30 protein-coding genes are annotated in these 16,874 nt (G+C 31.6%); all 30 read right to left on the reverse strand.

Features of this window, described 5'->3' with window-relative positions; genetic code table 11:
* Window positions 1–301 precede the first annotated feature (301 nt).
* The gene (gene cwlD / locus KGF50_RS03865; RefSeq protein ID WP_227436991.1) at window positions 302–1,006 is read right to left on the reverse strand and encodes an N-acetylmuramoyl-L-alanine amidase CwlD; all 705 of its coding nucleotides are present in this window, start codon (window positions 1,004–1,006) and stop codon (window positions 302–304) included.
* Window positions 1,007–1,522: 516 nt separating this feature from the next.
* A complete protein-coding gene (gene rpsI / locus KGF50_RS03870; protein WP_227846905.1) occupies window positions 1,523–1,915 on the reverse strand; it encodes a 30S ribosomal protein S9 in 393 nt (130 codons plus the stop codon).
* A gap of 28 nt (window positions 1,916–1,943) precedes the next feature.
* Entirely contained in the window at window positions 1,944–2,375 is a 432-nt protein-coding gene (gene rplM, locus KGF50_RS03875) for a 50S ribosomal protein L13 (RefSeq protein ID WP_227436993.1), read from the reverse strand.
* Between the two features lie 119 nt (window positions 2,376–2,494).
* On the reverse strand, window positions 2,495–3,226 hold the full coding sequence (truA, locus tag KGF50_RS03880; RefSeq protein WP_227846906.1) for a tRNA pseudouridine(38-40) synthase TruA: 732 nt from the start codon (window positions 3,224–3,226) through the stop codon (window positions 2,495–2,497).
* Window positions 3,227–3,253: 27 nt separating this feature from the next.
* Window positions 3,254–4,057 carry an energy-coupling factor transporter transmembrane component T family protein gene (locus tag KGF50_RS03885; protein WP_227436997.1) on the reverse strand — a complete coding sequence of 268 codons (804 nt, stop codon included), beginning with the start codon at window positions 4,055–4,057 and terminating at the stop codon, window positions 3,254–3,256.
* Window positions 4,051–4,917, reverse strand: a complete 867-nt coding sequence (locus KGF50_RS03890; protein ID WP_227846907.1) for an energy-coupling factor transporter ATPase — start codon at window positions 4,915–4,917, stop codon at window positions 4,051–4,053. The genes KGF50_RS03885 and KGF50_RS03890 overlap by 7 nt, the downstream gene beginning before the upstream one ends.
* Window positions 4,905–5,738 (reverse strand): energy-coupling factor transporter ATPase, encoded by an 834-nt coding sequence (locus tag KGF50_RS03895; RefSeq protein ID WP_227825412.1) that lies wholly within the window; start codon window positions 5,736–5,738, stop codon window positions 4,905–4,907. Before KGF50_RS03895 ends, KGF50_RS03890 begins: the two co-directional genes overlap by 13 nt.
* A gap of 119 nt (window positions 5,739–5,857) precedes the next feature.
* Window positions 5,858–6,199: a 50S ribosomal protein L17 gene (rplQ, locus tag KGF50_RS03900; protein WP_227830328.1), complete on the reverse strand. Its 342-nt coding sequence runs from the start codon at window positions 6,197–6,199 to the stop codon at window positions 5,858–5,860.
* 20 nt (window positions 6,200–6,219) lie between these two features.
* A complete protein-coding gene (locus KGF50_RS03905) occupies window positions 6,220–7,167 on the reverse strand; it encodes a DNA-directed RNA polymerase subunit alpha (RefSeq protein WP_227437003.1) in 948 nt (315 codons plus the stop codon).
* Between the two features lie 77 nt (window positions 7,168–7,244).
* Complete coding sequence (gene rpsD, locus KGF50_RS03910; protein ID WP_227437005.1) at window positions 7,245–7,868, reverse strand: 30S ribosomal protein S4; 624 nt, start codon at window positions 7,866–7,868, stop codon at window positions 7,245–7,247.
* A 32-nt stretch (window positions 7,869–7,900) separates the two neighbouring features.
* Window positions 7,901–8,299: a 30S ribosomal protein S11 gene (gene rpsK, locus KGF50_RS03915; RefSeq protein WP_227437007.1), complete on the reverse strand. Its 399-nt coding sequence runs from the start codon at window positions 8,297–8,299 to the stop codon at window positions 7,901–7,903.
* 35 nt (window positions 8,300–8,334) lie between these two features.
* Entirely contained in the window at window positions 8,335–8,706 is a 372-nt protein-coding gene (rpsM, locus tag KGF50_RS03920; protein WP_227437009.1) for a 30S ribosomal protein S13, read from the reverse strand.
* Window positions 8,707–8,858: 152 nt separating this feature from the next.
* The gene (gene rpmJ / locus KGF50_RS03925; protein ID WP_002509257.1) at window positions 8,859–8,972 is read right to left on the reverse strand and encodes a 50S ribosomal protein L36; all 114 of its coding nucleotides are present in this window, start codon (window positions 8,970–8,972) and stop codon (window positions 8,859–8,861) included.
* A gap of 35 nt (window positions 8,973–9,007) precedes the next feature.
* Complete coding sequence (gene infA, locus KGF50_RS03930; protein ID WP_003421127.1) at window positions 9,008–9,226, reverse strand: translation initiation factor IF-1; 219 nt, start codon at window positions 9,224–9,226, stop codon at window positions 9,008–9,010.
* 37 nt (window positions 9,227–9,263) lie between these two features.
* Entirely contained in the window at window positions 9,264–9,533 is a 270-nt protein-coding gene (locus KGF50_RS03935) for a KOW domain-containing protein (RefSeq protein WP_227437012.1), read from the reverse strand.
* A 21-nt stretch (window positions 9,534–9,554) separates the two neighbouring features.
* Window positions 9,555–10,301 (reverse strand): type I methionyl aminopeptidase, encoded by a 747-nt coding sequence (gene map, locus KGF50_RS03940; protein ID WP_227846909.1) that lies wholly within the window; start codon window positions 10,299–10,301, stop codon window positions 9,555–9,557.
* On the reverse strand, window positions 10,302–10,952 hold the full coding sequence (locus KGF50_RS03945; RefSeq protein WP_227846910.1) for an adenylate kinase: 651 nt from the start codon (window positions 10,950–10,952) through the stop codon (window positions 10,302–10,304). It lies immediately after the preceding gene.
* A 16-nt stretch (window positions 10,953–10,968) separates the two neighbouring features.
* On the reverse strand, window positions 10,969–12,237 hold the full coding sequence (secY, locus tag KGF50_RS03950; protein WP_227437017.1) for a preprotein translocase subunit SecY: 1,269 nt from the start codon (window positions 12,235–12,237) through the stop codon (window positions 10,969–10,971).
* A 43-nt stretch (window positions 12,238–12,280) separates the two neighbouring features.
* The gene (gene rplO / locus KGF50_RS03955) at window positions 12,281–12,724 is read right to left on the reverse strand and encodes a 50S ribosomal protein L15 (protein WP_003421135.1); all 444 of its coding nucleotides are present in this window, start codon (window positions 12,722–12,724) and stop codon (window positions 12,281–12,283) included.
* A 32-nt stretch (window positions 12,725–12,756) separates the two neighbouring features.
* Window positions 12,757–12,942, reverse strand: a complete 186-nt coding sequence (rpmD, locus tag KGF50_RS03960) for a 50S ribosomal protein L30 (protein WP_227846911.1) — start codon at window positions 12,940–12,942, stop codon at window positions 12,757–12,759.
* A gap of 14 nt (window positions 12,943–12,956) precedes the next feature.
* Window positions 12,957–13,466: a 30S ribosomal protein S5 gene (gene rpsE, locus KGF50_RS03965; protein ID WP_227437021.1), complete on the reverse strand. Its 510-nt coding sequence runs from the start codon at window positions 13,464–13,466 to the stop codon at window positions 12,957–12,959.
* Window positions 13,467–13,486: 20 nt separating this feature from the next.
* Complete coding sequence (gene rplR, locus KGF50_RS03970) at window positions 13,487–13,855, reverse strand: 50S ribosomal protein L18 (RefSeq protein WP_227437023.1); 369 nt, start codon at window positions 13,853–13,855, stop codon at window positions 13,487–13,489.
* Window positions 13,856–13,890: 35 nt separating this feature from the next.
* Window positions 13,891–14,433 (reverse strand): 50S ribosomal protein L6, encoded by a 543-nt coding sequence (gene rplF, locus KGF50_RS03975; protein WP_227846912.1) that lies wholly within the window; start codon window positions 14,431–14,433, stop codon window positions 13,891–13,893.
* A 30-nt stretch (window positions 14,434–14,463) separates the two neighbouring features.
* The gene (rpsH, locus tag KGF50_RS03980; protein WP_003421148.1) at window positions 14,464–14,862 is read right to left on the reverse strand and encodes a 30S ribosomal protein S8; all 399 of its coding nucleotides are present in this window, start codon (window positions 14,860–14,862) and stop codon (window positions 14,464–14,466) included.
* Window positions 14,863–14,894: 32 nt separating this feature from the next.
* On the reverse strand, window positions 14,895–15,080 hold the full coding sequence (locus KGF50_RS03985; RefSeq protein WP_003421149.1) for a type Z 30S ribosomal protein S14: 186 nt from the start codon (window positions 15,078–15,080) through the stop codon (window positions 14,895–14,897).
* A 17-nt stretch (window positions 15,081–15,097) separates the two neighbouring features.
* Window positions 15,098–15,640: a 50S ribosomal protein L5 gene (rplE, locus tag KGF50_RS03990; protein ID WP_003421151.1), complete on the reverse strand. Its 543-nt coding sequence runs from the start codon at window positions 15,638–15,640 to the stop codon at window positions 15,098–15,100.
* A gap of 29 nt (window positions 15,641–15,669) precedes the next feature.
* On the reverse strand, window positions 15,670–15,975 hold the full coding sequence (gene rplX / locus KGF50_RS03995) for a 50S ribosomal protein L24 (protein WP_227846935.1): 306 nt from the start codon (window positions 15,973–15,975) through the stop codon (window positions 15,670–15,672).
* Window positions 15,976–15,998: 23 nt separating this feature from the next.
* Window positions 15,999–16,367 carry a 50S ribosomal protein L14 gene (gene rplN, locus KGF50_RS04000; protein ID WP_227846913.1) on the reverse strand — a complete coding sequence of 123 codons (369 nt, stop codon included), beginning with the start codon at window positions 16,365–16,367 and terminating at the stop codon, window positions 15,999–16,001.
* Between the two features lie 25 nt (window positions 16,368–16,392).
* Window positions 16,393–16,647 (reverse strand): 30S ribosomal protein S17, encoded by a 255-nt coding sequence (rpsQ, locus tag KGF50_RS04005; RefSeq protein WP_227846914.1) that lies wholly within the window; start codon window positions 16,645–16,647, stop codon window positions 16,393–16,395.
* 23 nt (window positions 16,648–16,670) lie between these two features.
* Window positions 16,671–16,874: a 50S ribosomal protein L29 gene (gene rpmC / locus KGF50_RS04010; protein ID WP_003421158.1), complete on the reverse strand. Its 204-nt coding sequence runs from the start codon at window positions 16,872–16,874 to the stop codon at window positions 16,671–16,673.

Genomic DNA, 16,874 nt, shown 5'->3' on the forward strand with positions numbered 1-16,874 from the left:
ATCAAACTCTCAAATAAAAGTTTATCAGGCTCAGATACTATTGTTATCAAAATATCTGGCTTTATGGTTTGTTTCTTGTTTATAAATTAACCTACTGTTTAATTTTCAAAGTTCTTTTGTCTTATTTTCGTGCTCCTTTTGGGCACTCATATATAATACCATCTATGTTATTCTAAGTCAACGCTTTTTTAACTTTTATTTTAATTATTTTTTTGTCAAAACAAAAATAGCTCATATTAATGCATTTTTAAACACTTCAATACAAGCTATTTACATATTTAGACTTATTTTTATAATTATTTCAACTTAGATATTTCTGTATACCTATGTATATTGCCCATGCTATCTTTTCTTGATATGTTTCATCTGTCAAAAGCTTACATTCCTTTTCATTTGAAAGAAAACCACATTCTATTAATACTGATGGAATATTATTTTCTTTCAAAAGGTATATGTCATCTCTTGGCTTGACCTCTCTGTTATTTGTTTTATCTACAACTCTTTTAAGCTCTTCTTGAATACACTTCGATAATTCCTTGCTATCTTGTTTATCTTTAGGATAAAAGGTCTGAGCTCCATAGTATTTAGATTGTTCAAATGCATTTAGATGTATTGATACGAACATATTAGCATTGGAATTAGAGATTATTTCTTTTCTATTTTTCAAGTTCTCATTATATTTTTGTCTTGTCGTTTTATTATTTTCTTCTTTATAGAGGCTACTGTCATCTTCTCTGGTTAATATTACAAGACCTCCACTTGATTCTATAAGCTCTCTAAGCTTAAGCGTTATTGCTAAGTTGATATCTTTTTCAGATGTGCTCTTATCTTTGTTTAATGCGCCTGGATCAATTCCTCCATGACCAGCATCTAAAATTATTGTTTTATTTGTTATTGGCATATATTTGATAACATCTTCAGAAATATTTTTCACTTCAAATATTGATACTATTACTAGACACACCATAACAAAACTAAAAATTATATGTTTTATGTACTTTCTCACAACATCACCCTGTATATGTATACTTATAAAAACACTATAATATTCCAAATATTAGTACAAACATTTAAGTTTCATTTTAGTATTTATCAATCTCTATTTTTTAATATTAATATATGATTACATAAATATGCTATATTCATATCTACTCTAAATTCCCATTTTTAATTATTATCGAATAACAGGTATAATAAATTATGACAATTTATATTATGAATTATGTTATTAAGTAAGCTAAATTCTATTACTTATAAAATGTAAAATTTTTAATTATATTTACTGTAAATTTCTTTATCAATTTTTCAATAGAACTATTATCTCAATAACTCTAACATGTAATTTTTTATTAAACAATTAAAACAATAAAAAGGATGTTTTTCTATAGAAAAACATCCTAATAAGATATCTTATTATTTTATTGTATATCAATCATTAACTTAAACCCAACATTTTAACATACTCCCATATTTTCTGAATAACAGAAAATAAAGGATTTTGCTTTTCCAAAAAAATAAATAATTATCTTTTTGAGAATTGTGGAGCTCTTCTTGCTGCTTTTAATCCGTATTTCTTTCTTTCCTTCATTCTTGCATCTCTAGTTAAGAAACCTTCTTTCTTTAAAGCAGGTCTTAAATCTAAATCAGCTTTTAATAAAGCTCTAGATATACCATGTCTTATAGCTCCAGCTTGTCCAGTGAATCCTCCACCTTCAACTTTTACTATAATATCATATTTATTTTCATTACCAGTTAAAACTAATGGTTGTTTAACATCTCTTATTAATGTTTCATAGTTAAAATAATTTTCTAATGCTCTTCCATTTACTAATATATTTCCTTCACCTGCAACTAGTCTTACTCTAGCAACAGAACTTTTTCTTCTTCCAGTTCCATAATATTGAACGTTAGCCATTATAAACTCCTCCTTTCACCTATTAATCTTATTTAAAGTTTAAAACTTCTGGATTTTGAGCTGCATGAGTGTGTTCAGCACCTGCAAATACTCTTAATCTAGTCATCATTCTACTTCTTAATTTGTTTTTAGGTAACATACCATTTACAGCATGTGCTATAACTTCTTCTGGTTTTTTATCCATCATATCTCTATAAGATATTTCTTTTAATCCACCTACATAACCAGTGTGGTATCTGTAATATTTTTGATCTAATTTTTTTCCACTTAAAACTACTTTTTCTGCATTTACTACAACAACAAAATCTCCACCATCAACGTGAGGAGTAAATGTTGGTTTATGTTTACCTCTCAATACTGTCGCAATTTCTGTTGCTATACGACCTAATGTTTTTCCTTCAGCATCAACTAAGTACCATTTTCTTTGTACATCAGCTGGCTTAGCTATATAACTTTTCATAACTGTCCCTCCTTAACTACTTTTCATAAAAATTTTTTACCGTTTATGTCAAGTCCGGGGCAAGTGGACTTATTAACACATTCTCATATATTTTAATACATGTAGCCTGGTGTGTCAAGTTAATAATGAACTTTTTTAAGAAATAATCCTTGTGCTGGAGCTGTATGTCCACATTTTGATCTGTTTTTTGATTCTATTATATCTAAAAATGATTCATTAATTCTACCACGTCCTATATCAACAAGTGTTCCAACAATAATTCTCACCATATTATATAAGAACCCATCTCCACTAATTTCTAAAGTAATCAAATCATCTGTTTTTTTTATATTTATATCATATATTGTTCGTATTGTCTCTTTTATAGATGAACCAGAGCTCATAAAACCTTTAAAATCATGTGTACCCAATAAGCTTTTTGATTCTATACACATTTTATCAAAATCAAGTTCGTACTTTACTTGATATGATATGTTGTTAAGTATTGGGTGTCTAAACTTACTGTTATATATTAAATATTTATATGTTTTTCCTTTTGCACTGTATCTTGAATGAAAGTCATCATTAACTTCATGTGCCTCTATAACTGATATATCTTTTGGTAATTTAGCATTTAGTGCCATTGGTATACTTTCTATACTTATACTTGAATTTATTTTAAAATTTGCAGTTTGTGCAAGAGCATGAACTCCTGAATCAGTTCTACCTGACCCTATAAGTTTAACTTCTTCATTCGTTATCTCATATATAGCTTTTTCAATTGTACCTTGTATCCCTAGAGAATCTGGTTGCTTCTGCCATCCACAATAATTTCTACCATCATATTGGATTGTAATCTTTATATTTCTCATATTTTACCTCATCTATATATGCTTCTATTAAATCGCTATAAATCTAGTAGCTATTATTAATCCTAAATAAATAACTTGAAACACACATGCTATATAATCTGCTTTTACTATAACAGACTCTCTCATTTTTGTTCTATTGTGCCCACCTCTATAACATCTAGCTTCCATAGCCATAGCCAATTCATCTGCTCTTCTAAATGCACTAACAAATAGTGGAACTAAAAGAGGTACTAGATTTTTAGCTCTATTTATAAGATTTTTACTTTCAAAGTCTGCACCCCTAGACATCTGTGCTTTCATTATTTTGTCTGTTTCATCCAATAATGTAGGAATAAAGCGTAAAGCAATTGTCATCATCATTGCAAGCTCATGAACTGGTAAACCAATTTTCTTAAAGGGATTTAATAATCTCTCTATACCATCTGTCAATTCTATTGGTGAAGTTGTTAAAGTAAGTAATGATGTTCCAATTACTAAAAATATAAGTCTTATTGCCATAAAAATTGCTTGTCTCAAACCTTGACTTGTTATCGTTAAAAATCCAAATGACCATATCTCATCACCTGGTAAGAAAAAAATATTTATAATAAATGTAAATAAAATAATCCACTTAAGAGGCTTTACACCCTTAACAATATACTTAACTGGTATATTAGCTAACTTTATCATACCTAATAAACATAATAAAACTATCATATAAGGCCAAAATTTATTTACTACAAATATAGATACCATAAATACAATTGTTGCTACAAGTTTTATCCTTGGATCTAATTTATGAATAGCAGAACTTGTTGGGTAGTATTGCCCTATAGTTATATCTTTTAACATAATCCTCGTCCTCTCACAACTCTTAATATTTCCTGTTTTGCTTCTTCTAAAGTCAATATGTCTTCACTAATGTCAAAACCTTGTTCTCTTAATTTCAATGCAAGTTCTAAAACTTGTGGAATATCTAAACCAATTTCTTTTAATTTAATAGCATTTGATTTAAATACATCTCTAGGAGTACCCATAAATTCTATTTTACCATGATTCATAACAATTAAAGTTTGTGCCAGCTTTGCCATATCATCCATACTATGTGATGACAATATTATAGTCATATTGTTTTTTTCATGTAGGTTTTTTATTAAATTAAAAATTTCATCTCTTCCACCAGGGTCAAGACCCGCAGTTGGCTCATCTAATATAAGTACTTCTGGATTCATTGCTATAACTCCAGCTATTGCAACTCTACGCTTTTGACCTCCTGATAATTCAAATGGAGATTTATCTTTAAATTCCTCATATTCAAGCCCTACAGCTTCCATCGATGCTTTTACCCTATTATGTATCTCAGCCTCTTCTAGACCTAAATTAGCGGGTCCAAATGCTATATCTTTATCAATTGTTTCTTCAAATAATTGATATTCTGGATATTGAAATACAACACCTACTCTTTTTCTTATCTCAGTTAAGTTTAAATTCTTATCTGTTATATTAAAATCATTTATAAAAATCTCTCCTGAGGAAGGCTTTAATAGTCCATTTAAATGTTGTATCAATGTCGACTTTCCTGAACCTGTATGACCTATAAGTCCAACAAAATCTCTATCTTTAATCTCAAAAGATACATCATCAAGTGCCTTACTTGCAAAAGGCATCCCTTCATTATATATATGTGTTAAGTTCTTTACTATAATTGACATAATTCCATCACCATCTCATCCACAGTTAATATATCACTACTAATATTTATACCTTCTTCTATTAATAAACTAGACAACTCTGTCATACAAGGTACATCTAAACCGATTTCCTTTAACATCTCTATTTTGCTAAATACTTCTTTAGGAGTCCCTTCTAAAAGTTTCTTACCTTTCTCCATAACAACAACTCTATCAGCTTCTACAGCTTCTTCCATAAAGTGCGTTATATGTAAAACAGTTATATTTTCTTCTTTATTAAGTCTTTTTATTGTTTTCATAACTTCTTTTCTTCCAGATGGGTCTAACATCGCTGTTGCTTCATCAAATATTATACACTTAGGCCTCATGGCAATTATACCTGCTATTGCAACCCTCTGTTTTTGACCACCTGATAACAAATGTGGTTGTCTACCTCTTAAATCATACATACCTACACTTTTTAAAGACTCTTCTACAATACGTCTTATCTCTTTTGGCTCTATACCTAAGTTTTCAGGCCCAAAAGCCACATCTTCTTCTACTATTGTGGCAACAATTTGATTATCTGGGTTTTGAAATACCATACCTGCTGTTTGTCTTATATCCCATAATCTTTCTTCTTCTTTGGTATCCATTCCATCAATGAGAATATTTCCTTCTGTAGGCATAAGAATAGCATTTAAGTTTTTAGATAAAGTAGACTTACCAGAACCATTATGTCCTATTATTGCGACAAATTCTCCCTTTTTAACATCCAAGCTTAAATTATCTATCGCTTTAAGTTTTGCTTCATCTGTAATATACTCAAATGAAATATTGTTTACTTTTATTATATTATCCATTAATTCATACTCCTTTTAGTAAGCAATAACTTATAAAAATCATTTTACACATTATTATATCACACCTTAGTCAAAAAAATAAAAAAAAGATTAAGCCATCAAGCCTAATCCTTTCCTTACTATACTAATTCTATAAAAGCCATTTCAGCAGCATCGCCTTTTCTTGGCCCTATTTTTATTATTCTAGTGTATCCACCATTTCTCTCAACATATTTTGGAGCTAAATCTGTGAATAAGTTATTAACTACTGTTTCATCCATAACATAAGCTAAAACTTGTCTTCTAGCATGAAGATCTCCTCTTTTAGCAAGAGTTATCATCTTTTCAGCCATTCTACGAGTTTCTTTAGCTCTAGTTACTGTAGTTTCTATTCTTCCACTTCTTAGTAAACAAGTTACTAAGTTTCTTAACATAAGGTTTCTGTGAGCTGTTTCACGTCCTAATTTACGGTACTTAGCCATTCTTATCCCTCCTTTGCTCGCTATTCTTCACTTGGTTTTAAACCTAGTCCAAGTTCCTCTAGTTTTTGTATTACTTCTTCTAATGACTTTTTACCTAGGTTTCTAACCTTCATCATATCGTCTTCAGACTTATTGGCTAATTCTTCAACTGTGTTAATTCCCGCTCTCTTTAAACAGTTGTATGATCTAACTGATAAATCTAATTCTTCTATAGTCATTTCAAGAACTTTTTCTTTTTGATCTTCTTCTTTTTCTACCATGATTTCAACACTACTTACATGTTCAGTTAAGTCTATAAATAGATTTAAATGCTCAACTAATACTTTTGCAGCTAATGATATACCTTCTTGAGGGTTTATACTACCATTAGTCCAAACTTCTAGTACTAATTTATCATAATCTGTTTTTTGACCAACTCTTGTGTTTTCTACATGATAACTAACTTTCTCAACAGGAGTATATATTGAATCCACAGGTAAAACACCTATTGGAACATTCTCTGTTTTATTTTCTTCAGCAGAAACATAACCTCTACCTTTATCTACAAATATTTCCATATTAAACTTGGCATTATCATCTAATGTAGCTATTGCTAAGTCTTTGCTTAATATCTCAACATCTGGAGGACAGATTATATCTGAACCTGTGATAGAGCATGGTCCTTGAGCCTCTATTTTAAGTGTTCTACTTCCTTCACCATCTATAGTTGCTGAAAGCTCTTTTAAAGTTAATATTATCTCTGTAACGTCTTCTTTAACGCCAGGTATTGTAGAGAATTCATGAAGAACTCCATCTATTTTTATAGCATTTACTGCTACACCTGGTAAAGATGATAATAATATTCTTCTTAGTGCGTTACCTATAGTTATTCCATATCCTCTTTCTAGAGGTTCTATAACAAACTTACCATATCTATAGTCTTCGCTAAGCTCAACTATATCTACTTTTGGCTTTTCTATTTCTATCATGGACAAAACCCTCCTTAAAATTCAGTAATCCACTGAGGGTAAACAAAATTTTAAAATAATTTTTAAAAGTGTGCTTATTATTTAGAGTAAAGTTCTATGATTAAGTGCTCTGCTATTTCAAGATCTATATCTTCTCTTGTTGGAACACCAACTACTTTTGCTGTCATTCCTTCTACATTAGCTTCTAACCATTTAGGAGCTATTCTTGAGTTAACTTCTACTAAATTTTTGAATTTTGCAGAAGATCTTGATTTTTCTTTAACTTCTATCACATCTCCAACTTTAACTGTTAATGAAGCTATATCTACTTTATTTCCATTTAAAGTGAAATGACCATGAGTTACTAATTGTCTAGCTTCTTTTCTAGAAGATGCTAGTCCCATTCTGTAAACTACATTGTCTAATCTTCTCTCTAATAAACTTAATAAATTCTCACCTGATTTTCCAGGCATGTTTTCAGCACGTTCATATAAGTTTCTAAATTGAGTTTCTAAAACTCCATATATTCTTTTAACTTTTTGTTTTTCTCTTAATTGTAATCCATAGTTAGAAACTTTCTTTCTTCCTTGGCCATGTTGACCTGGAGCATAGTTTCTTTTAACTATAGCACATTTATCTGTATAACATCTATCACCTTTAAGGAATAATTTCATTCCCTCTCTACGGCATTGTCTACATGATGCACCTGTATATCTTGCCATTTATCTACACCTCCTATTTGTACTCTTATTAATTACACTCTTCTTCTCTTTGGTGGTCTACATCCGTTATGTGGGATTGGAGTAACGTCTTTTATCATAGTTACTTCTAGTCCAGTTGCTTGTAAAGCTCTTATAGCAGCTTCTCTTCCTGAACCTGGCCCCTTTACGAATACCTCAACACTTTTTAATCCGTGTTCCATAGCAGCTTTTGCAGCTGTTTCAGCAGCCATTTGAGATGCAAATGGAGTTGATTTTCTTGATCCTTTGAATCCTAATTGTCCTGAACTTGCCCAAGATATAGCATTTCCATGAACGTCAGTTAAAGTTATTATTGTATTATTGAAAGTTGACTGTATATGAGCATGACCACGTTCTATATTTTTACGTTCTCTTCTTCTAACACGTGTAACTTTCTTTTTTGGTTTAGCCATTTTCCTTTTCCCTCCTTCATCTAATTATTATTTAATTATTTTTTCTTTTTACGAGATACTGTTTTTCTAGGACCTTTTCTAGTTCTAGCATTAGTTTTAGTTCTTTGTCCTCTTAATGGAAGACCTTTACCATGTCTAATTCCTCTATAACATTTTATATCTCTTAATCTCTTTATGTTTAAAGCAATTTCTCTTCTTAAGTCACCTTCAACTAAGAAATCGTCATCTATAACTTTTCTTAACTCATTAACTTGATCTTCTGATAAATCTTTTATTCTTGTATCTGGATTTATCTCAGCTTTAGCTAATATTTCGTTAGCAGTTGCTTTACCTATACCATATATATAAGTTAAGCCTATCTCCGCTCTTTTTTCTCTAGGTAAATCTACCCCAGCTATTCTTGCCATGATCGCACCTCCTACACATAGTTTTTAGTGTTTAAAACTTCATATCATATATCAATCCTACGTCAGATTGTTTAACGATTTTAACGTTCTTTTGTTAACATCACAATATAGTATTATACTATAAAATTTAACAAAATACTAGTAATAATTTCTTATCCTTGTTTTTGCTTATGCTTTGGATTTTCACAGATAACCATTACTTTTCCTTTTCTTTTTATTACTTTGCATTTTTCACATATTGGTTTTACTGATGGTCTAACTTTCATTATTAATCCCTCCTTAGACTAAATATCAAGATAGTCTACTTCTTACGCCAAGTGATTCTTCCTCTTGTAAGGTCATATGGAGAAAGTTCAACATTCACCTTATCACCTTCAAGAATTCTTATGAAGTTCATTCTTAGCTTTCCAGAAATGTGGCATAATATCTCATGTCCATTTTCTAGTTTAACTTTGAACATAGCATTAGGTAAAGCTTCTGAAACTGTACCTTCTAATTCTATAACATCTTTTTTGGCCATTAACTAACCAGCCCTCCATTTCAATAAGTTAAATCATCTAATTTAACTTAGTAAGTTCAGCTCTTAAAAAAGAATCTGTAATCTCTTGTCCAGATACTACTCTTTTTCTAACTTCATCATTAATAAAATTATATTTTTTTAAGTGCTTAACTTTCTTTAACTTAGGTTTGTCAAGTTTTCTTTTCTTTCCATCAGCTATTAATACATATTCATTATTAATTATCTTGACTACGAAAAATAAATTTCCTTGATCTCGACCTAATGAAACCTTAACAACTTGACCTATACTTAAATTATCTGATAGCACTTTTTTCACCTACTTCTTAATTTACAACTTTGTCAATATCAAAGGTTCATGTTCAGTAATTGCTATCGTATGCTCATAATGAGCTGATTTTTTTCCATCTATTGTAACAGTCGTCCACCCATCTGATAGAGTCTTTACATGATAACGACCAGCATTAACCATTGGCTCTATAGCAATAACCATTCCTTCTCTAAGTCTTGGTCCTTTTCCTGGGAGTCCATAATTAGGTACCTGTGGATCTTCATGAAGATTTGCTCCAACTCCATGTCCTACCAAATCCCTAACTACTGAGAAACCATGTTTCTCAACGTATGTTTGTACTGCGTGTGAGATATCCGAAAGTCTATATCCTAATTTAGCAAATTTTATTCCTTCATAGAAGCTTTCTTTAGTTACTTCTATTAATTTCCTATCTTCTTCAGATATCATGCCTACTCCATGAGTTTTCGCAGAATCACCATGATATCCTTTATAATAGGCTCCTATATCTAAGCTTACAATGTCTCCTTCTTTTAATAGAGTTTCACCTGGAATTCCATGTACAACTTCTCTATTGATAGAAGCACATATACTTCCTGGAAAACCTCCATATCCTTTAAAAGAAGGTTCAGCATTGTATTTTCTTATATTCTCTTCAGCTATTTTATCTAATTCTAAAGTAGATATTCCCGGAGAAATAGCTCTTCTTAAAACTTCATGAGTATCAGCAACAATTTTACCTGCTTCTCTTAGAAGTTCTATTTCTTTCTTTGATTTCAAGATAATCATTTATTTTCCACTTCCTAAAGCTGCAACAATATCTTCAAATACTTTATCTATTGCTTGGTCACCTTTTATATCAGCTATTATACCTTGTTTGCTATAATAATCTACTAAAGGCTTAGTTTCATCTAGATAAACTTGTATTCTCTTAGATACAGTTTCTTCATTATCATCAGCTCTTTGATACAATTCTCCTTGGCATACATCACATACACCTTTTACTTTAGGAGGATTAAACTCAACATGATAAGTAGCTCCACAAGACTTGCATATTCTTCTACCAACTGCTCTAGATACTAATATGCTCTTATCAACTTCAATATTGACAACTTTATCTAGTACTATACCAGCATTTTTTAAGAATATATCTAAATGCTCACCTTGTGCTACATTTCTTGGAAATCCATCTAACATAAATCCATTTTTACAGTCTTCTTGAGATATTCTATCAGTAACTAAACCTACAGTTAACTCATCTGGTACTAATAAACCTTGGTCCATGTATTCTTTAGCTTTTTTTCCAAGTTCTGTTCCCTCTTTTATATTCTTTCTGAATATATCTCCTGTTGATATATGAGGTATATTGTATTTTTCTACTATTCCTGCCGCCTGAGTGCCTTTACCAGCACCTGGAGGTCCAAGTAATATTATTCTCATATTATCCATCTCCATTTTATTTTAAGAAACCTTGATAGCTTCTCATAACTAAGTTTGATTCTAACTGTCTCTTAAGCTCCAAAGCAACCCCAACAACGATTAGCAATGAAGTCCCAGCTAGGCTCATATTTACATTCATATAATGTGTTGTAAGAGCTGGTACCATAGCAATTATTGCTAAGAAAGTAGCTCCAGCTAAAGTTAATCTTGTTAAGATTCTATTTAAATAATCCATAGTAGGTTCACCTGGTCTGATACCTGGTATAAATCCACCATTATTTTTCATATTTTTAGATATATCTTCTGTATTGAATGATACAGTTGTATAAAAATATGAGAAGAAAATTATAAGTAGAATTTCAATTGATCTGTATGTCCAAAATCCTTGTTCTGTTGCCATACTTAAGTATTTTTGAACAAAAGCTTGAGCATCTGCCCCCATAAACATAGCTATTGTTTGTGGAAAAGCTAAAAGTGAACTAGCAAAAATTATAGGCATAACTCCTGATTGGTTAACTTTCATTGGTATATGAGAACTTTGTCCTCCATACATTTTTCTTCCAACAACTCTTTTAGCATATTGTACAGGTATCTTTCTAGTCGCTTCTTGTATAAATGTAACTCCTGTAACTGTAAGTAATATAACTACAATTAGAAGTATTATTACCCAAGGTGCAACTTGACCAGATTTAACTTGTTGTGCGATTTTAATAACATCTGTTGGTATTCTTGATATGATACCTGCAAATATTATTACTGAACTACCATTACCAATTCCTTTTTCGGTAATTTTGTCCCCAATCCACATTACTAACATACTTGCTGAAACTAATGTTATTACAACAGTTGTGATAAAAAACACACTATTTGATATTAAAGCACTTCTTACAATTCCTAATGTAATTCCCAAAGCTTGTACAACTGCTAGAGCTAGTGCTGTATATTTAGTGTACTTATTGATTTTTTTCTTTCCTTCTTCACCAGATTTTTGAAGTTCTGCTAAACTTTCAAAACCTACTGTTAGAAGCTGTATTATGATAGATGCAGTGATATATGGACTTATACCCAAAGCAAATAGTGAAAAGTTACTAAATGCTCCACCAGTAAACATATTATACAGAGAAAGTAGACTATTGCCGCCTACCATCTTTTGTATAATACTAGTGTCTATACCTGGAACTGGTATTGTAGTACCTATTCTGAATATCACGATCATCATAAGTGTATACATTACTTTTTTTCTTACTGCTTTAATCTTCCAAGCTTGTTTTAATTTTGACAGCACGCTAATTCACCCCGCCTGTACTGGCTAGGAGATTAGCAGGTTATTATACTAACTCTGCTTTTCCACCAGCTTTTTCTATTTTTTCTTGAGCTGAAGCTGTAAACTTAGCAGCTTTAACAGTTAAAGCTTTTTCTAAATTACCTTCACCTAAGATTTTAATTCCATCTTTACCTATTTTGCTTATAGTTTTAGTAGATTTTAATAATTCTGCAGTTATTTCTGTTCCATTTTCAAATCTATTTAAAACTTCAACATTAACTTCTGTGTAAACTTTCTTAAATATGTTATTGAAACCTCTCTTAGGAAGTCTTCTAGCTAGTGGCATTTGTCCACCTTCGAACCCTACTCTTACTCCACCACCAGAACGAGACCATTGACCTTTTTGTCCACGTCCTGCAGTTTTACCTTGTCCAGTTGCAGTACCTCTACCTAATCTTCTTTTAGCTCTTACTGCACCTTCAGCAGGTTTTAACTCATGTAACTTCATGGATTGCACCTCCTTGCACTACTTTTTAAAAATTATTCAGCTATTTCAGTTACTTCTAATAAATGACTTACTTTATTTATCATACCTCTTATTTGAGCATTGTCTTCTTTTACAACAACTTGTTCTCTTTTTCTTAATCCTAACGCTTCAACATTCTTTTTTTGGTTAGGAGTAGTTCCTATAACACTTCTAACTAATTTTATTTGTAATTTAGCCATTTTACACTACCTCCTTACCCTAGAAGTTCTTCAACTTTTTTACCTCTAAGTTTAGCTATATCTTCAACTGTTTTTAGAGAATTAAGTCCTTCTATTGTAGCATTTACCATATTTCTTGGATTGTTAGATCCTAAAGATTTAGCTCTAACGTCTTTTAGTCCAGCTAACTCAAGTACGGCTCTAGCAGGTCCCCCAGCTATTACTCCTGTACCTTCTACAGCAGGCATTATTAATATATTTCCAGCACCAAAGTGTCCGCGTACTTCGTGAGGAATTGTAGTCCCAACCATTGGCACTACTATTAGATTTTTCTTAGCATCTTCAACTGCTTTTTTTATAGCGTCTGGTACTTCCATTGCTTTCCCAGCACCTATACCAACGTGTCCGTTTTCATCTCCAACAACTACTAACGCTGCAAATCTAAAGTTTCTACCACCTTTTACAACCTTAGTAACACGTCTTACTTCAACAACTTTTTCTTGTAAGTCAAGTTGTCCTGCATCTATCGGCTTACGACGTAGCATGTATTTTTCCCTCCTTCGTATTAGAACTTAAGACCAGCTTCTCTAGCACTTTCAGCTAATTCTTGAATTCTTCCATGATATAAGTATCCACCTCTGTCAAATACAACTTCAGTGATTCCTTTTTCAACAGCTTTTTTAGCAACTAATTCTCCAACTTTCTTAGCTGCTTCTTTGTTTCCTGTATGATTAACAGCACTCTTAACTTCTGCTTCTAAAGAAGATGCAGCAACTAGAGTTACTCTGTTTGTGTCATCTATTATTTGAGCATATATATTGTTAGCACTTCTAAATACACATAATCTTGGTCTTTGAGCAGTACCGCTTATTTTTCTACGAACTCTCTTATGTCTTTGAAGTCTATTAGCATTTTTATCAGCCTTTTTTAACACCTAGCTCACTCCTTTCTAGCGTTTAAGTTTTGGTATTATTTTTTACCAGTTTTTCCTTCTTTACGTCTGATTACTTCATCAACGTATTTTATACCTTTACCTTTGTATGGCTCTGGTTTTCTCCAAGCTCTTATTTTAGCAGCATAGTTTCCTACTAATTGCTTGTCTATACCTTTTACTATTAACTCAGTTTGGTTTGGAGCTTCAACAGTTATTCCTTCTGGATCTTCCATTTCAACTGGATGAGAGAAACCTAAGTTCATAACTAATTTCTTTCCTTGTTTTTGAGCTCTGTATCCAACACCTTTTAGTTCTAATTTCTTTTCGAAACCAGTATTTACACCTACAACCATATTATCTAATAAAGTTCTAGTTAATCCGTGTAAAGATCTGTGTTTTTTATTATCAGTTGGTCTTTCAACCATTACTGTATTTTCTTCTTTTTTTATATTTAACTCAGCACTTAATTGTTTAGTTAAAGTTCCCTTTGGACCTTTTACTGTAACTAAATTTCCTTCAGCTATAGTAACTTCAACACCTGCTGGTATTATTATTGGCTTAACACCTATTCTTGACATGGTCGCACCTCCTTACATTGTTCATATTAATTACCAAACGTAGCAGATTACTTCTCCACCAACATTTTCTTTTCTAGCTTGCTTGTCAGTTAATATTCCTTTTGAAGTAGATATTACTGATATTCCTAATCCATTTAATACTTTTGGTATTTCGTGGTTAGCAGCGTAAACTCTCATACCAGGCTTAGATATTTTCTTAAGACCTGTGATAACTCTTTCGCCTTCTTGTCCGTACTTTAATTGTATTCTTATGATACCTTGTTTTCCATCTTCTATAACATCATAACCTCTTATGAAACCTTCTTCTAATAAGATTCTAGCTAACTCTTTCTTCATATTAGAAGCTGGAACATCTACAGTTTCATGCTTAACAACATTAGCATTTCTTATACGAGTAAGCATATCTGCAATTGGATCTGTCATTGTCATTTTGTAGCCCTCCTTCCATTCTAATCAAGCTTCTACCAGCTTGCTTTTCTAACACCAGGTATTTGACCTTTATAAGCTAATTCTCTAAAGCATATACGGCATATACCAAATTTTTTCAAAACTGAATGCGGTCTTCCGCATATAGTACATCTAGTGTATTCTCTAGTAGCGTACTTTTGCTTTCTTTGTTGTTTAACAACCATCGCTTTTCTAGCCACGGGAATCCCTCCTTTGCTTACTTAGAAAATGGCATTCCTAATAATTTTAATAATTCACGAGCTTCTTCGTCAGTTTTTGCTGTAGTAACGAATATTATATCCATTCCTCTTACTTTATCAATTTTATCATATTCTATTTCAGGGAATATTAATTGTTCTTTAACTCCTAAAGCATAGTTTCCTCTACCATCAAAAGCATTAGGGTTAACACCTCTAAAGTCTCTAACTCTTGGTAAAGAAACTGATACTAATTTGTCCATAAAGTAGAACATTTTATCAGCTCTTAATGTAACTTTTGTTCCTATTGGCATTCCTTCTCTTAGTTTGAAGTTAGCAACAGATTTTCTAGCTTTAGTTATAACAGGCTTTTGTCCTGATATTATTTCTAATTCTTCAACGCCTTTTTCTAATCCTTTTGGATTTTCTCTAGCGTCACCTATACCCATGTTAATAACTATTTTATTTAACTTAGGTATCTCCATTACGTTTTTATATCCAAATTTCTCCATTAAAGCAGGAGCAACTTCTTTCATGTATTTTTCTTGTAATCTAGAAGCCATTTAAGGTCCCTCCTTTCAAGCAATATTTATTATAATTCTTTTCCGCTCTTTGCTGATACTCTTACTTTTGTGCCATCTTTTACTTCATATCTTACTCTAACGCCTTTTCCTGTTTCAGGATCAAATGGCATTACATTAGATATGTGTATTGCGGCTTCTTTGTTTATTATTCCACCTTGTTGGTTCATAGCACTTGGTTTTTGATGTTTAGTTATTACGTTTACACCTTCAACTAATACTTTATCGGCTTTAGGGTATACCTTTAAAACTGAACCTTTTTTACCTTTATCTTTACCTGCTATAACTACAACAGTGTCACCTTTTTTAACACGCATCATGTCCTATTGCACCTCCTTAATTATAGTACTTCTGGAGCAAGAGAAACTATTTTCATGAATTCATTGTCTCTTAACTCTCTAGCAACAGGCCCGAATATACGAGTTCCTACTGGAGTTTTATCGTCCTTTATTATAACAGCAGCATTTTCATCAAAAGATATATAGCTTCCGTCATTACGTCTTACGCCTTGTTTGCTTCTTACTATAACAGCTTTAACAACCTTACCTTTTTTTACAACTCCACCAGGTGTTGCACTTTTAACAGTAGCAACTATAACGTCGCCTATGTTACCATATCTTCTTTTACTTCCGCCTAGAACACGTATACATAAAATTTCTTTAGCTCCTGAGTTATCAGCAACTCTTAGACGTGATTCTTGTTGTATCATATCGTAATCCCTCCTTCTTCAAAAACTACTTAACTTTCTCAACAACTTCAACTAGTCTGAATCTCTTATCTTTAGATAAAGGTCTAGTTTCCATTATTTTAACTCTATCTCCGATGTTACATATATTCTTTTCATCATGAGCCTTAAATTTCTTAGTTCTCTTAACACGTTTATTATATAGTGGATGACGTACGAATTCTTCAACAGCTACTACTATTGTTTTATCCATCTTATCACTAACAACACGGCCCATTCTAACTTTTCTTCTTCCTCTTTCCATGTTTAAAAAGCCTCCTTTCCAAATTAAGCTCTAGTTTCGTATAACTTTCTTTCAGCAAGAACAGTTTTAACTTTTGCTATATCCTTCTTAACAAACTTTATTCTAGCTGTATTTTCTAATTGACCAGTAGCTAATTGGAATCTTAAGCTAAATAATTCACTTTTGAAGTCGTTTAATTTGTTCATTAGCTCTTCGCTTGTTAAATCTCTTAATTCTTTAGCTTTCAT

This window comes from Clostridioides sp. ZZV15-6598 (assembly GCF_020657705.1).
Classification (GTDB): Bacteria; Bacillota; Clostridia; order Peptostreptococcales; family Peptostreptococcaceae; genus Clostridioides; species Clostridioides difficile_F.

Excerpts from the sequence above, each read along its gene's own strand:
- rpsI (WP_227846905.1), bottom strand. The coding sequence starts at position 1,915 with ATGGCTAACGTTCAATATTATGGAACTGGAAGAAGAAAAAGTTCTGTT.
- rplM (WP_227436993.1), bottom strand. The coding sequence starts at position 2,375 with ATGAAAAGTTATATAGCTAAGCCAGCTGATGTACAAAGAAAATGGTAC.
- truA (WP_227846906.1), bottom strand. The coding sequence starts at position 3,226 with ATGAGAAATATAAAGATTACAATCCAATATGATGGTAGAAATTATTGT.
- KGF50_RS03885 (WP_227436997.1), bottom strand. The coding sequence starts at position 4,057 with ATGTTAAAAGATATAACTATAGGGCAATACTACCCAACAAGTTCTGCT.
- KGF50_RS03890 (WP_227846907.1), bottom strand. The coding sequence starts at position 4,917 with ATGTCAATTATAGTAAAGAACTTAACACATATATATAATGAAGGGATG.
- KGF50_RS03895 (WP_227825412.1), bottom strand. The coding sequence starts at position 5,738 with ATGGATAATATAATAAAAGTAAACAATATTTCATTTGAGTATATTACA.
- rplQ (WP_227830328.1), bottom strand. The coding sequence starts at position 6,199 with ATGGCTAAGTACCGTAAATTAGGACGTGAAACAGCTCACAGAAACCTT.
- KGF50_RS03905 (WP_227437003.1), bottom strand. The coding sequence starts at position 7,167 with ATGATAGAAATAGAAAAGCCAAAAGTAGATATAGTTGAGCTTAGCGAA.
- rpsD (WP_227437005.1), bottom strand. The coding sequence starts at position 7,868 with ATGGCAAGATATACAGGTGCATCATGTAGACAATGCCGTAGAGAGGGA.
- rpsK (WP_227437007.1), bottom strand. The coding sequence starts at position 8,299 with ATGGCTAAACCAAAAAAGAAAGTTACACGTGTTAGAAGAAGAGAACGT.
- rpsM (WP_227437009.1), bottom strand. The coding sequence starts at position 8,706 with ATGGCAAGAATAGCTGGGGTAGATTTACCTAGAGAAAAAAGAGCGGAG.
- rpmJ (WP_002509257.1), bottom strand. The coding sequence starts at position 8,972 with ATGAAAGTTAGACCATCAGTAAAACCAATATGTGAAAAATGCAAAGTA.
- infA (WP_003421127.1), bottom strand. The coding sequence starts at position 9,226 with ATGGCCAAAAAAGATGTTATAGAATTAGAAGGTACAGTTTCAGAAGCT.
- map (WP_227846909.1), bottom strand. The coding sequence starts at position 10,301 with ATGATTATCTTGAAATCAAAGAAAGAAATAGAACTTCTAAGAGAAGCA.
- KGF50_RS03945 (WP_227846910.1), bottom strand. The coding sequence starts at position 10,952 with ATGAGAATAATATTACTTGGACCTCCAGGTGCTGGTAAAGGCACTCAG.
- rplO (WP_003421135.1), bottom strand. The coding sequence starts at position 12,724 with ATGAAGTTACATGAGTTAAAACCTGCTGAAGGTGCAGTAAGAGCTAAA.
- rpmD (WP_227846911.1), bottom strand. The coding sequence starts at position 12,942 with ATGGCTAAATTACAAATAAAATTAGTTAGAAGTGTTATAGGAACTACT.
- rpsE (WP_227437021.1), bottom strand. The coding sequence starts at position 13,466 with ATGCTACGTCGTAAGCCGATAGATGCAGGACAACTTGACTTACAAGAA.
- rplF (WP_227846912.1), bottom strand. The coding sequence starts at position 14,433 with ATGTCAAGAATAGGTGTTAAGCCAATAATAATACCAGCAGGTGTTGAA.
- rpsH (WP_003421148.1), bottom strand. The coding sequence starts at position 14,862 with ATGACAATGACAGATCCAATTGCAGATATGCTTACTCGTATAAGAAAT.
- rplE (WP_003421151.1), bottom strand. The coding sequence starts at position 15,640 with ATGGCTTCTAGATTACAAGAAAAATACATGAAAGAAGTTGCTCCTGCT.
- rplX (WP_227846935.1), bottom strand. The coding sequence starts at position 15,975 with ATGCGTGTTAAAAAAGGTGACACTGTTGTAGTTATAGCAGGTAAAGAT.
- rplN (WP_227846913.1), bottom strand. The coding sequence starts at position 16,367 with ATGATACAACAAGAATCACGTCTAAGAGTTGCTGATAACTCAGGAGCT.
- rpsQ (WP_227846914.1), bottom strand. The coding sequence starts at position 16,647 with ATGGAAAGAGGAAGAAGAAAAGTTAGAATGGGCCGTGTTGTTAGTGAT.
- rpmC (WP_003421158.1), bottom strand. The coding sequence starts at position 16,874 with ATGAAAGCTAAAGAATTAAGAGATTTAACAAGCGAAGAGCTAATGAAC.